A 13,137-nucleotide genomic window follows, 5' to 3' on the forward strand; every position below is an offset into this window, starting at 1 on the left:
CGGTCACGCAAAGGCCCCTCCTGGAACACCATGGCTGATTTCCCTCCCGCGCCCGATCGCTCCGGCGACCCCGCGTCCCCGTCCCGTCCCCTGCCCCGCCGCGCGCGCTGGCCGTGGATCGTGGTGCTCCTGCTCGTTCTTGCCGCGGTCGGCTGGTGGTGGTGGCATGGGCGGACGGCCCAGGAAGCAGCCCCTGGCGCACCCGGTGCGCCTCGCGGGGCGGGTGCGCGCGGGCCTCGTGCCCCGGGTGCGGGCGGCCCGCCCGGCGCGGCCGGCGCCTTTGCGATGCCCCCGATCCCGGTCAAGGTCGAAGCCGCCCGGTCCGAGAACCTGGATGTCTTCATCAAGTCGCTGGGCACCGTCACGTCCTTCAATACGGTCACGGTGCGCAGCCGGGTCGACGGCGAACTCATGAAAGTGCTGTTCAAGGAGGGCCAGCGGGTCAAGGCCGGCGATCTGATTGCGCAGATCGATCCGCGCGCCTATCAGGTCGCGCTGTCGCAGGCGCAAGGTACCTTGCAGCAGAACCAGGCGCAGCTGGAAAACGCCCGGAAGGACCTGGATCGCTACCAGACCCTGTTTTCGCAGGACTCGATTGCCCGGCAGCAGGTCGATACGCAGGCCGCGCTGGTCCGCCAGTACGAAGGCACGCTCAAGACCAACCAGGCCGCGGTCGACAATGCCAGACTGCAGCTCGACTACACCCGCGTGACGGCGCCGATCGCGGGGCGCGTGGGCCTGCGCCAGGTGGACCAGGGCAACCTGGTGCGCAGCAGCGATACCAATGGCCTGGTCATCATCACGCAGACGCAGCCGATTTCCGTGATTTTCACCATTGCCGAATCCGACCTGCCGCGCGTGCTGCAGCAGTTGCGCGGCGGCAACCGGCTGGCGGTCGAAGCCTATGACCGTGCCGACCTGATCAAGATTGCCGACGGCGTGCTGGACACGCTGGACAACCAGATCGACGTCACCACCGGTACCGTCAAGATGAAGGCGCGGTTCGAAAACAAGGACGAGTCCCTGTTCCCGAACCAGTTCGTCAACGCACGCCTGCATGTGCGCACCTTGAAAGACGCCACCGTCATCCCGACCGCCGCCGTGCAGCGCGGAACGCCTGGCACCTTCGTGTATGTGGTCAAGCCCGACAACACGATCGACGTGCGGGTGATCAAGCTCGGCCAGCCCAATGGCGAACGGGTTGCGGTGACCGAAGGCCTGAAGCCGGGCGAGCAGGTCGTGGTCGAAGGCGTGGACCGCCTGCGCGCGGGCGCCAAGGTGGACGTGGTGACCGGCGCGGCCGAGGTGCCGGCGGCCGCGGGGAGCCAGTTGCAGCGCAGCGGTGAAGGCGGTTCCCGCCCGAATCGCGGACAGACGCCGAGACCCTGATGAATCCGTCACGGCTCTTCATCCTGCGCCCGGTTGCGACGACCCTGGCGATGATCGCGCTATTGCTGGCAGGGCTGATCGCGTATCGGCTGCTGCCGGTGTCGGCGCTGCCCGAGGTCGACTACCCGACCATCCAGGTGACGACGCAATATCCGGGCGCCAGTCCGGATGTGATGACGTCGCTGGTGACCGCGCCGCTAGAACGCCAGTTCGGGCAAATGCCGGGCCTGAACCAGATGTCGTCGATCAGTTCGGGCGGCGCATCGGTGATCACGCTCAAGTTCAATCTGGACCTGGCGCTGGATATTGCCGAACAGGAAGTGCAGGCCGCGATCAATGCCGGGTCCAACCTGCTGCCCAGCGACCTGCCCGCCCCGCCGATCTACAACAAGGTGAACCCGGCCGACACGCCGGTGCTGACCCTGGCGATTTCGTCGCCCACGCTGCCGCTGTACAAGGTGCGCGATCTGGTGGACACGCGCATGGCGCAGAAGATTGCGCAGGTATCGGGCGTGGGTCTGGTCAGCATTGCCGGGGGCCAGCGGCCCGCGGTGCGGATCCGGGCCAACCCCCAGGCGCTGGCTGCCTATGGCCTGAACCTGAGCAACGTGCGCACCGCGATCACGGGCGCCAACGTCAATCAGCCCAAGGGCAACTTCGATGGCCCGAGCCGTGCCACCACGCTGGACGCAAACGACCAGCTCAAGACCATCGACCAGTACCGCAACCTGATCATCTCGTACCAGAACAACGCGCCGCTGCGCCTGTCGGACGTGGCCGAAACGGTCGAAGACGCCGAGAACACGCGACAGGCGGCCTGGGCCAATGGCAAGCCGGCGATCCTGATCAATGTGCAGCGCCAGCCCGGCGCCAACGTGATCGACGTGGTGGATCGCATCCGCAAGCTGCTGCCCGATGTGCAGGCGGGCCTGCCCAGCACGCTGGACGTGGCAGTGCTGTCGGACCGGACCGAGACCATCAAGGAATCGGTGCGCGACGTGCAGTTCGAATTGCTGCTGGCGATTGCGCTGGTGGTCATGGTCACCTTCGTTTTCCTGCGCAACCTGACGGCGACGCTGATCCCGAGCGTGGTCGTTCCGCTGTCCTTGATCGGCACTTTCGGCATCATGTACCTGGCCGGGTTCAGCGTGAACAACCTGACGCTGATGGCGCTGACGGTGGCCACCGGCTTCGTGGTCGACGATGCCATCGTGATGATCGAGAACATCGCGCGTTACCTGGAAGAAGGCGAAACGCCGCTGCATGCCGCGCTCAAGGGGGCCGCGCAGATCGGGTTCACGCTGATCTCGTTGACGGTCTCGCTGATCGCCGTGCTGATCCCGCTGCTGTTCATGGGCGACGTGATCGGCAGGCTGTTCCGCGAATTTGCCGTCACGCTGGCCGTGTCCATCCTGATCTCGCTCGTGATCTCGCTGACGCTGACGCCCATGATGTGCGCCAAGTTCCTGAAGCACATCCCCGAAGAACGGCAGACGCGTTTCTACCGGAAAAGCGGCGCCGTATTCGACCGCATCATCGCGGGCTACGACCGGATGTTGCAGCGGGTGCTGGCGCACCAGCCGCTGACCCTGCTGGTCGCGCTGGCGACCCTGTTGCTGACCGTGCTGCTGTATGTGCTGATCCCCAAAGGGTTCTTTCCGCTGCAGGATACGGGCGTCATCCAGGCCATTACCGAAAGCTCGCAATCGGTGTCGTTCTCGGCCATGGCGCAGCGCCAGCAGGCAGCGGCCAAAGTCATTCTTGAAGATCCGGATGTCGAAAGCCTGTCGTCGTTCATTGGCGTGGATGGCAGCAATGCCACGCTCAACAGCGGCCGCATCCAGATCAACCTGAAGTCGCGGGGCGACCGGTCGGATACGGCCCCGGCCATCATCAAGCGGCTGCAGGATGCGCTGCATGACGTGCCCGACATCAAGCTCTATATGCAGCCGGTGCAGGACCTGACGATTGAAGATCGCGTCAGCCGCACGCAATACCAGTTCACGCTGCAGGATCCCGACCTGGCCCATCTGGGCATCTGGACCCGCAAGCTGGTCGAACAGCTGGCGACGCTGCCGCAACTGGCCGACGTGAACCACGACTTGCAGGACCAGGGTCTGCAGACCTATATCGAGATCGATCGCAATGCCGCATCCAGGCTGGGCATCACGGCCACGACGATCGACGCGGCGCTGTACGACGCGCTGGGGCAGCGGCTGATCTCGACCATCTTCACGCAGTCGAACCAGTATCGCGTGGTGCTGGAAGTGCAGCCCCAGTTCCGCCAGGATCCGTCGTCCTTGTCGCAGATCCATGTGGCGTCGGCCGACGGCAAGCAGGTGCCGCTGACCAATATCGTGAAGGTGTCGGAACGCAATACGCCGCTGGCGATCAGCCACCTTGGCCAGTTCCCGTCGGCCACGGTGTCGTTCAACCTGGCTCCGGGCGCGTCGTTGAGCGGCGCGGTCGAAGCCATCCTGAAAGCGGAACAGGACATCGGCATGCCGACCGCCATCCAGACCCGGTTCCAGGGCGCGGCGCAGGCCTTCCAGACCTCGCTCGACAGCACGCTGCTGCTGATCATTGCGGCGATCGCCACGATGTATATCGTGCTGGGGGTGCTGTACGAAAGCTACATCCACCCGATCACGATTCTGTCGACGCTGCCGTCGGCGGGCGTGGGCGCCCTGCTCGCGCTCATGATCGCGGGCAATGATCTGGACATGATCGGCATCATCGGGATCATCCTGCTGATCGGCATCGTGAAAAAGAACGCGATCATGATGATCGACTTTGCGCTCGATGCCGAACGCAAGCAGGGCATGAGTCCGCGCGATGCGATCCACCAGGCGGCCCTGCTGCGCTTTCGTCCCATTCTGATGACGACGCTGGCCGCCCTGTTCGGCGCGGTGCCGCTGATGCTCAGTACCGGCACCGGCGCGGAACTGCGCCAGCCGCTGGGGCTGGTGATGGTGGGCGGTCTGCTGGTCAGCCAGGTGCTGACGCTGTTCACCACGCCGGTCATCTACCTGATGTTCGATCGACTCGGGCAGCGGGTGCGTGACCGCCGCGCGCGCAAGGAAGGCGTGCCGGTGGCCGGAGACCAGACGGCATGAACCTGTCGGCGCCCTTCATCATGCGGCCAGTGGCGACCGCGCTGCTGACGCTGGCCATTGTGCTGGCGGGCGTGCTCGCGTTCCTGATGCTGCCGGTGGCGCCCTTGCCGCAGGTCGATTACCCGACGATTTCGGTGTCGGCCAGCCTGGCAGGGGCCAATCCGGAAACCATGGCATCGAGTGTGGCGACGCCGCTGGAACGGTCGCTGGGCAGCATTGCCGGGGTCAGCGAGATGACGTCGAGCAGTTCGCAGGGGTCCACCCGGATCACGCTGCAGTTTGACCTGAGCCGCGACATCGACGGCGCGGCGCGTGATGTGCAGGCGGCCATCAACGCCGCGCGCAGCATGCTGCCGTCGGCCCTGCGCAGCAATCCCACCTACAACAAACGCAATCCGTCGTCGGCGCCTGTGATGGTGCTGGCGCTGACCAGCAAGACGCTGGACCAGGGCCAGCTGTATGACGTCGGCTCGACCATCATGGCGCAGCGGATCGCGCAGATCCAGGGCGTGGCCGAAGTGCAGGTGGGGGGCAGTTCCTTGCCTGCCGTGCGGATCGAGCTCAATCCCAATCTGCTCAACCAGTACGACATTCCGCTGGATACCGTGCGGCAGGCGGTGACGGGCGCCAATGCCAATGGCCCGAAAGGCGTGCTCGAGAACGACACGACGCATTGGCAGGTCGCGACCAACGGCCAGCTGCGCAAGGCCAGCCAGTACCAGGAACTGGTGATTGCGTATCGCAACAATGCGGCCGTGCGGCTGAGCGATGTCGCGCGAGTCGAGGATTCGGTCGAAGACCTGTTCCAGATGGGGTTCTACAACAACCAGCGGGCGATCCTGCTGGTGGTGAGCCGGCAGGCGAATGCCAACATCATCGAGACGGTGGACCGCATTCGCGATGCGCTGCCGCAGATGCGGTCGATGCTGCCAGGCGATGTGGAACTGACGGTGGCGCAGGACCGCACGCCCAGCATCCGGGCGTCGCTGGCCGAGGCCGAACACACGCTGATCATTGCCGTCGGCCTGGTGATCATGGTGGTGCTGCTGTTCCTGCGCAACGGGCGCGCGGCGCTGATCCCGAGCGTGGCCGTGCCGGTCTCGCTGATCGGCACGTTCATCGTGATGTGGCTGTGTGGCTATTCGCTCAACACCATGTCGCTGATGGCGCTGATCGTCGCGACCGGTTTCGTGGTCGACGATGCGATCGTGGTGCTCGAGAACATTTCGCGGCATATCGAAGAAGGCATGTCGCCGCTGCGCGCCTCGCTCAGGGGTGCGCGTGAGGTCGGCTTTACCGTGCTGTCGATGAGCCTGTCCCTGATCGCCGTGTTCATTCCCATCCTGTTGATGGGCGATATCGTGGGCCGGCTGTTCCGCGAATTTGCCGTCACGCTGTCGGCGGCCATTCTGGTGTCGCTGGTGGTGTCGCTGACGTTGACGCCGATGATGTGCGCGCGGCTGCTCAAGACGCCCGCGCAGATCAAGCCGCCCGGCCGCGTGTCGCGCGCGCTGGGCCGGTTCTTTGACACCTTGCTGCGCGGCTATGACCGCAGCCTGGCCTGGGCGCTGAAGCATTCGCTGCTGACCCTGATCGTGCTCGGCCTGACGGTGGGGCTGAACGTGTACCTGTACGTCAAGGTGCCCAAGGGATTTTTCCCGCAGCAGGACACCGGGCAGCTGATGGGTTTCGTGCGCGCTGACCAGGGCACGTCGTTCCAGGCCATGGGGCCGAAGCTCGAATACTTCCGCAAGGTCGTGCTGTCGGATCCTGCGGTGGAAAGCATGGTGGGTTACAGCGGCGGCCGCGGTGGCAGCAATTCGAGCTTCATGATGATCCAGTTGAAGCCGATCACGCAGCGCAAGGAAAACGTGGATCAGGTGATCGCGCGCCTGCGGATGCGGCTGTCGAACATTGCCGGCGCGCAGATGTTCATGGTGCCCAACCAGGACATCCGGATCGGCGGGCGGTCGTCGCGATCGTCTTACCAGTACACGCTGATGGCATCGGAATTGTCGGCGCTGCGCGAGTGGATGCCCAAGGTGCAGCAGGCCCTGGTCAAGATGCCTGAGCTGGCCGACGTCGATACCGATATTGAAGACAAGGGCCAGCAGATCTCGTTGCAGATCGACCGCGAAACCGCCACGCGATTGGGGGTGGACATGTCCACCATTGCAGCCGTGCTGAACAACTCGTTCACGCAGCGTCAGGTCTCGGTGATCTACAACACCTTGAACCAGTACCGCGTGGTCATGGAAGTGGACCAGCGTTATGCGCAGAATGCCGATGCGCTCAGCAAGGTGTTCGTGATCACGGCGGCGGGCACGCGCGTGCCGCTGTCGGCCTTTGCCAAGTGGCAGACGACCAACGCGCCGCTGAGCGTGCAGCACGACAGCCAGTTCGTGGCGGACACCATCTCGTTCAACCTGGCGCCCGGCGTGTCGCTGGGCCAGGCCACTGCCGCCATCGAGCAGGCCATTGCCCGCATCAGTCTGCCCACCACCGAAATCCAGGCGGGCTTTGCGGGCAGCGCCAAGGCCCTGCAGTCGACCCTGAGCGCACAGCCCTGGCTGATCCTGGCGGCGCTGGTCACTATGTATCTGGTGCTGGGGATTCTGTATGAAAGCTATATCCATCCGCTGACGATTCTGTCGACGCTGCCGTCCGCCGGGATTGGCGCGCTGCTGGCGCTGATGGTGCTGGGCAAGGAGTTCACGCTGATCGCGTTGATCGGGGTGTTCCTGCTGATTGGCATCGTCAAAAAGAACGCCATCATGATGGTGGACTTTGCGCTGGATGCCGAACGGCGGCTGGGGCTGTCGCCGCGCGAGGCCATTTACCAGGCGTGCCTGATGCGCTTCCGGCCCATCCTGATGACAACCATGGCCGCCATGCTGGGCGCCCTGCCCCTGGTGCTGAGCACCGGCGCGGGCGCCGAACTGCGACAGCCCCTGGGCATCACCATTGTGGGTGGCCTGTTCCTGAGCCAGTTGCTGACCCTGTACACCACCCCCGTGGTCTATCTCTATCTTGACCGGATGCGCCATTGGGCGCATCGGCGCTGGGGCACCCCCGCGCCTGCCGTGCCGCTCCCTGGAGGCAATCTATGAAGCAGCCCTTGACCGTGGCGCCGCGTTCCGTCGTGAACGCCCGCGTGCTCCGGCCATCGCGCCCCGCCGCCCTGAATCTGTTGGCCGGACTGACCCTGGCCGCCCTAATTGCAGGGTGCGCAGTTGGTCCGGACTACCATCGGCCCACCGCGCCGACGGGTATCGAATTCAAGGAAACCGAAGGCTGGAAAGCCGCCCAACCCAGCGACGACATCACCCGCGGCGCCTGGTGGGAGATCTACAACGACCCGGTCCTGAACCGGTTGATGCCGCAGGTGGAAGCCGCCAACCAGACGCTGGCGCAATCCGAAGCGCAGTACCGGCAGGCCCTTGCCGTGCTGCGCGGCACGCGCGCCGCCGAATTGCCGACCCTGAACGGCAACGTATCGGCCACGCGCAGCGGCAATGGCGTCAGCAGCGGCACGACGACCACCACCACCGGCACCGGCGTGGGAACCGGCACCGGTACGGGCACGGGAACGGGCACCGGCACGACCATCATCAACACCCCAAGCAGCAGTTCCAGCATCCGCAACCAGTTCAGCACCAGCCTGAGCGCGAGCTGGGAAATCGACCTGTGGGGCCGTATCCGCCGCGGCGTCGAAGCCGATTCGGCCAGCGTGCAGGCCAGCGCCGCCAACCTGGCCGCCGCCCGCCTGAGCGCCCAATCGACCCTGGCCCGCAACTACTTCCAGCTGCGCGTGATGGACGAACAGAAGCGCCTGCTCGAAGCCACGATCAAGGTGTATGAACGGTCGCTGCGCCTGAACGAAAACCGGTATGACGTGGGGGTCAGTGCACGGGCCGACATCGTCCAGGCGCGCGCGCAGCTTGAAGGCGCGCGGGCGCAGGCCATCGATCTGGACTGGCAACGGGCGCAACTGGAACATGCCATTGCCATTTTGACCGGCCAGCCGCCGTCCAACTTCGCCATCGCGCCCGCGCCGTTGAACACGGCCTTGCCCGACGTGCCGGTGGGCCTTCCGTCGGAACTGCTGGAGCGCCGGCCCGACATCGCGGCCGCCGAACGCACCATGCAAGCCGCCAACGCGCGGATCGGCGTAGCCAAGGCGGCGTACTTCCCGACGCTGACCCTGTCGGCCAGCGGCGGCTATCGCAACTCCACATTTGCGGATTGGCTGACGGCGCCTGCACGCTTCTGGTCATTGGGTCCGGCGCTGGCTGCGCCGCTGTTCGACGGCGGCTTGCGCCGCGCGCAGGTGTCGCAGAACGAAGCCGCCTACGATGCCCAGGTGGCGGCGTATCGGCAGACGGTGCTGACCGCGCTGGGTGAAGTGGAAGACAATCTGGTTCAATTGCGGGTGCTGGCCAGCGAACAGGTGGTGCAGCAGCGCGCCCTGGATGCCGCGCGCGAATCGTTGCGGTTGACCACCAATCAGTTCGAAGCCGGCATCATCGACTTCCTGAGCCTGGTCACTGTCCAGACGACGGCGCTCAATAATGAGCGCACGAACCTGACGCTGCTCGGCAACCGCCTGACCGCCAGCGTGGCGCTGATCGCCGCCATTGGCGGCGGCTGGGACCAGGACCTCGCACCTCCCGTCAAACCTCGACCCCAGGACTGATCGTGTTTCACGTCGTACTCGTCTCGCCAGAGATTCCGCCCAACACGGGCAACGCCATCCGCCTGGCGGCCAACACGGGCGTGCAACTGCACCTGGTCAAGCCGCTGGGCTTCGAACTCGACGACGCCAAGCTGCGGCGCGCGGGCCTGGACTATCACGAGTGGGCCGCGGTCAAGGTGCACGACACCTTTGCCGACGCCATGGCCGCGACGGGCGCACGCCCTGAGCGGCTGTTCGCCTTCACGACGAAAGGGTCGCGTTCGTTTGCGGGCGTGGCGTTCGAGCCGGGCGATGTGTTCGTGTTCGGCAGCGAGACGGCCGGCCTGAAGCCCGAGGTGCGCGATACCTTTCCGGAAGACCAGCGGCTGCGGCTGCCGATGCAGCCCGGGCAGCGCAGCCTGAACCTGTCCAATTCCGTGGCCGTCGTGGTGTTTGAAGCGTGGCGGCAGCAGGGGTATCCGGGCGGCGTGTGACCAGAGGGGTGGCGGCTGGCGGTCGGGCTGGTGGAATGGCCTGGAGTCAGGCTGGTGCCATGGCCTGCGGTCAGGCTGGTGCCATGGCCTGCAGCCATGGTTAGCGCCATCGCTGCAGGCGGTGTCCCGGCCCGCCCACCCTGCCTTGCCTATTCTGCCTCGGTGTCGTCCACCGGCTTGCCGTTGACCAGCACGGCTTCGACCACACGGCCTTTACCGACGGACAAAGGCACCGCGCGGCCTTCGGCGCGGATCGTGTCGCCCACGGCCAGGCCCAGACGTGCGAACCCATGCGGCTTAGTGTGCACGAAGTCTCCCGTGTCCAGCACCACGCCATTGGGCTCGCCGTGCCGTGCGTAGTTCAGGCGCACGACCTTGCCTTCGACCGGCCCTTCGAATGCCGCCGCCGGCACGGGCTTGCCGTCCACGGTGGCCAGCCGCTCGAAGCGATACACCGTGTGCACCGCTTCCCCCTTGGGCGATGGCCCCTCTTCGGTGCCTTCGATCACGACAGTCTGCCCCGCCCGCACGCCGGTAAAGCGCGAAGCCGCGCCGTCGTCGTGGCGGTCAAACACGAACTGGGTGGGGATGCCATCGGTGTCGATCAAGACGCCTTCGATCCCGCCCTTCGGGCTGTAGATCAGGTGGCTGAACTGGCCTTCGACGGACCAGATATCAACCGTGTCATGGGTAGGTTTTGGCATGTGAATGTCCTTGTGATGCAGTCAAGAAAGTGCCGCGGCGCACGTGTTCAGGGGCGCAAGCGTGCAGCGGCGTGGCGGTGTCGGCCCTCATGGCGCGGGGGATGCCGGAGGGACGACGGGTGTCAGGGGTAATGTGGGAGTCAGGGGAAGCGCGGGAGTCAGGGGAGGCGAGGGTGTCAGGGGAAGCGCGGGTGACTGGGGCGGCGTAGCTCCAGGGCGCGGGCCGGCATCGTTCTGCGACGCATCCGCGTGACGCGTCTCCGGCATGCCGACTGCGAACAGGATCAGTGCCGCTGCAGCGACGCCGGCCAACACCAGAAATGCCAGGTCGTATCCGGCCAGATGGGCAATGGTCCCGGCCAGCAGATTGCTCAGCGCCGCGCCCAGTCCCACGCACGCCGCACCGATGCCCAGGGCAAGACTGAAATGCCCGCTGCCCCGCGTCAGGTCGCCGATCATCAGGGTCAGCATCACGCCGAACACGCCCGCGCCGATGCCATCCAGCACCTGCAAGGACAGCAAGGCAGACGGGCTGTCGGCCAGCAGATAGAGCAGCCCGCGTATCGGCAGCACCGCAAAGCCCACCAGGAAGATGGGCTTGCGTGCCAGGCGCGGCGCGTACCGGCCCACGGCCAGGCCGATGGGAATGGTGACGAGTTGCGTGATGATGACGCCGCCCGACAACCACACCGTGGCCGACGTGCCCGCCTGCGTGCCGACCTTCTGCGCAACCAGGGTCAGCATGGCGGCGTTGGCAAGGTGGAACAGGAAGGCAGACGCCAGAAGGATGACCAGGCGATGGTCGTACCAGCGCGGGGAAACCGACGCTGGGGGCGCGGAAGGGGCGGCGGTGGTGTGTGTGGCGTGTGTGCCGTGTGCGGTGTTCGTGTCGTGCGTGGTGTTTGTGCCGTGCGCGGCGTTCGAAACTTGCGAGGCATCGGTGGCCTGCAATGGTTTCGAGGCGTGTGTGGTGTCTGTGGCGTGTGTGGCATTGACGGCGTGCAAGGCATTCGCTGCGTGCGAGGCATTTGCGAGCGTCGTGCCATCGCTCGATTCACCGTTGCCGCTTTGCTCGTCACTCCGCATCGTCGGGTTCGCTGGCGGCGATGACGTGGATGGCGTCAGTGGCGTCGATGACGTCGATGGCGCATCGCTATCTGCGCCGCGCGCCAGGCGCACATCGACATCCCGCTGCCGGATCAGCATGGCGGCCACGACGGTCGGCACGGCCATGGCGACGGCGTAGAAGAACATGGCGTGCGGTCCGTAATATTGGCCGACAAGGCCGGTCCCGAATGCCCACACCAGGGTGCCCGCGGCGGTGATCGCCGCATTGCGCCCGATCCGCGCATCCATGCCACGCCGTCCGACCATGCCGAGACTGGTGGATGCGATCGCCGGGGCGACCAGCGTGCCCGCCGCAACGATGATCGATTGCCCGCCGAGGATCACGTAGTAGCTCGGCCAGTTCGCCATGACAACGAGGCAAACCGCGATCAACGTGATGGCCGCGGCTACCCAGCGCGGCTTGTTCGGCACCCGGTCGATCAACGCGCCGGCCGGCGCCTGCACGATCAACGCGACCAGCGCCGACACGAACATGACGGTGCCGATGCGCTGCGGATCCCAGGCCAGCGTCCCGGCCATGAAGACGACGAGGAACGGCCCGACCCCGCCCTGGATGTCTGGCGCGAAGAAGGCCAGCATGTCCAGGGCGCGCAAGCTGCGGCGTGCGGGTGCGGGTGCAGCGCCGGCAGCGGCGGGTGCGGCGGGTGAGGCTGCGACAGCGGCGGGTGCAACGGCGGTCATGGGGCGGGCGCCGGCGGTGGATTGCCCGCCGGTCCTCTCATTGTCATCGGGCCGGCCTGGCTCGCAGCGCCGGGCTGCACAGGCGGTGCGGCTTCGCCTGGAGGGTTGTCGCCCATTGCCTGCGGCGGGCCGAACACCTCGCGCAGGCTGTCTGCCGTGGCACCGATCCTGGTCGCTTCCATGGCGGATCCGTGCGTGCCGCGCGTTCCCCAGCCGACGGCGTACAAGCCGCTGCCCACGGTCAACTGGCTGGCCAGGCGTGCGCCCACATGCGGCGGGAAGCGCACGATGGTCTTGTCGGACAGCACCACGCCATGCGCATCGCCGCGGTCGTTGTACAGCAGCCGTTCAATCGTGCCGCTAGCGGATAGCGCGGCGAGCGCGCCCGGTTCACGCGGCGGCCGCGGAGCGCCTTCGGGAGGGCGGTCGGTCACGGTGCGGCCGTGGGCGGACAGGGACTGCGCGCGCATCACCGGCACGCCCGGCGCACGCCAGCCAGTGACCTGAAGGGTGTCCCCCACCTTGGCCAGACCGGTGACTTCCTGCGCCAGATGCGGCGGAAACGCGACCTGGGTGCCGTCGGCCAGGACGATGCCGTCGGCCTCGCCGTTCGGGTTGACGAGCCAGTGCTGGATGCGGCCCGATACCACCGTTGCCTCGCCAGCCGTGCGGCGTGCCCGGTGCGGCGGGGGCGGATCCGGTCGGTCGGATGCCCCAGGGGGCAACGGCGCCGTCGGCAGCGAGGAAGACGCCTCAAGCGCAGGCTGGACCACAACGGATGGCGCAAGGGGCGCCAGCGCTCGGGGCGGTAGCGCGACCTGCGCCTGGACGGCGTTTGCCGTCAGCAGGCTGGCGGCAATGAGGAATGGCAGGCGCGGCGACATGTCGAACTCCGTGTGGGGTGCTGTTCCCTATACACGGATCGTGCCTGCCGGCGATTCCTTATAGAT

8 protein-coding genes are annotated in these 13,137 nt (G+C 66.3%); 5 read left to right on the forward strand and 3 right to left on the reverse strand.

Annotated elements, in window-relative coordinates:
- The first annotated feature begins 30 nt into the window (after positions 1-30).
- From HD883_RS15640 to HD883_RS15660, 5 genes are read left to right on the forward strand one after another with little or no spacing between them, the layout of a single operon-like run.
- A complete protein-coding gene (locus tag HD883_RS15640; protein WP_179583809.1) occupies positions 31-1,389 on the forward strand; it encodes an MdtA/MuxA family multidrug efflux RND transporter periplasmic adaptor subunit in 1,359 nt (452 codons plus the stop codon).
- Positions 1,389-4,505: an MdtB/MuxB family multidrug efflux RND transporter permease subunit gene (locus HD883_RS15645; protein ID WP_179583808.1), complete on the forward strand. Its 3,117-nt coding sequence runs from the start codon at positions 1,389-1,391 to the stop codon at positions 4,503-4,505. The genes HD883_RS15640 and HD883_RS15645 overlap by 1 nt, the downstream gene beginning before the upstream one ends.
- Positions 4,502-7,615 carry a multidrug efflux RND transporter permease subunit gene (locus HD883_RS15650; RefSeq protein WP_179583807.1) on the forward strand — a complete coding sequence of 1,038 codons (3,114 nt, stop codon included), beginning with the start codon at positions 4,502-4,504 and terminating at the stop codon, positions 7,613-7,615. The genes HD883_RS15645 and HD883_RS15650 overlap by 4 nt, the downstream gene beginning before the upstream one ends.
- The gene (locus tag HD883_RS15655; RefSeq protein WP_179583806.1) at positions 7,612-9,201 is read left to right on the forward strand and encodes an efflux transporter outer membrane subunit; all 1,590 of its coding nucleotides are present in this window, start codon (positions 7,612-7,614) and stop codon (positions 9,199-9,201) included. The genes HD883_RS15650 and HD883_RS15655 overlap by 4 nt, the downstream gene beginning before the upstream one ends.
- Before the next feature lie 2 nt (positions 9,202-9,203).
- Entirely contained in the window at positions 9,204-9,674 is a 471-nt protein-coding gene (locus HD883_RS15660; protein ID WP_179583804.1) for a tRNA (cytidine(34)-2'-O)-methyltransferase, read from the forward strand.
- A gap of 149 nt (positions 9,675-9,823) precedes the next feature.
- Here HD883_RS15660 and HD883_RS15665 read toward each other — a convergent pair whose 3' ends face one another.
- The 3 genes from HD883_RS15665 to HD883_RS15675 all read right to left on the reverse strand — a co-directional run bounded on the left by HD883_RS15665 (position 9,824) and on the right by HD883_RS15675 (position 13,071).
- Positions 9,824-10,378 carry a hypothetical protein gene (locus HD883_RS15665; RefSeq protein WP_179583803.1) on the reverse strand — a complete coding sequence of 185 codons (555 nt, stop codon included), beginning with the start codon at positions 10,376-10,378 and terminating at the stop codon, positions 9,824-9,826.
- Between the two features lie 87 nt (positions 10,379-10,465).
- Positions 10,466-12,187 (reverse strand): MFS transporter, encoded by a 1,722-nt coding sequence (locus HD883_RS15670; protein WP_179583802.1) that lies wholly within the window; start codon positions 12,185-12,187, stop codon positions 10,466-10,468.
- Positions 12,184-13,071 carry a hypothetical protein gene (locus HD883_RS15675; RefSeq protein WP_179583801.1) on the reverse strand — a complete coding sequence of 296 codons (888 nt, stop codon included), beginning with the start codon at positions 13,069-13,071 and terminating at the stop codon, positions 12,184-12,186. The genes HD883_RS15670 and HD883_RS15675 overlap by 4 nt, the downstream gene beginning before the upstream one ends.
- Positions 13,072-13,137: the final 66 nt, after the last annotated feature.

Source organism: Pigmentiphaga litoralis (genome assembly GCF_013408655.1).
Taxonomy (GTDB): Bacteria; Pseudomonadota; Gammaproteobacteria; order Burkholderiales; family Burkholderiaceae_B; genus Pigmentiphaga; species Pigmentiphaga litoralis_A.

Excerpts from the sequence above, each read along its gene's own strand:
- HD883_RS15670 (WP_179583802.1), bottom strand. The coding sequence starts at position 12,187 with ATGACCGCCGTTGCACCCGCCGCTGTCGCAGCCTCACCCGCCGCACCC.
- HD883_RS15675 (WP_179583801.1), bottom strand. The coding sequence starts at position 13,071 with ATGTCGCCGCGCCTGCCATTCCTCATTGCCGCCAGCCTGCTGACGGCA.
- HD883_RS15650 (WP_179583807.1), top strand. The coding sequence starts at position 4,502 with ATGAACCTGTCGGCGCCCTTCATCATGCGGCCAGTGGCGACCGCGCTG.
- HD883_RS15665 (WP_179583803.1), bottom strand. The coding sequence starts at position 10,378 with ATGCCAAAACCTACCCATGACACGGTTGATATCTGGTCCGTCGAAGGC.
- HD883_RS15640 (WP_179583809.1), top strand. The coding sequence starts at position 31 with ATGGCTGATTTCCCTCCCGCGCCCGATCGCTCCGGCGACCCCGCGTCC.
- HD883_RS15645 (WP_179583808.1), top strand. The coding sequence starts at position 1,389 with ATGAATCCGTCACGGCTCTTCATCCTGCGCCCGGTTGCGACGACCCTG.
- HD883_RS15655 (WP_179583806.1), top strand. The coding sequence starts at position 7,612 with ATGAAGCAGCCCTTGACCGTGGCGCCGCGTTCCGTCGTGAACGCCCGC.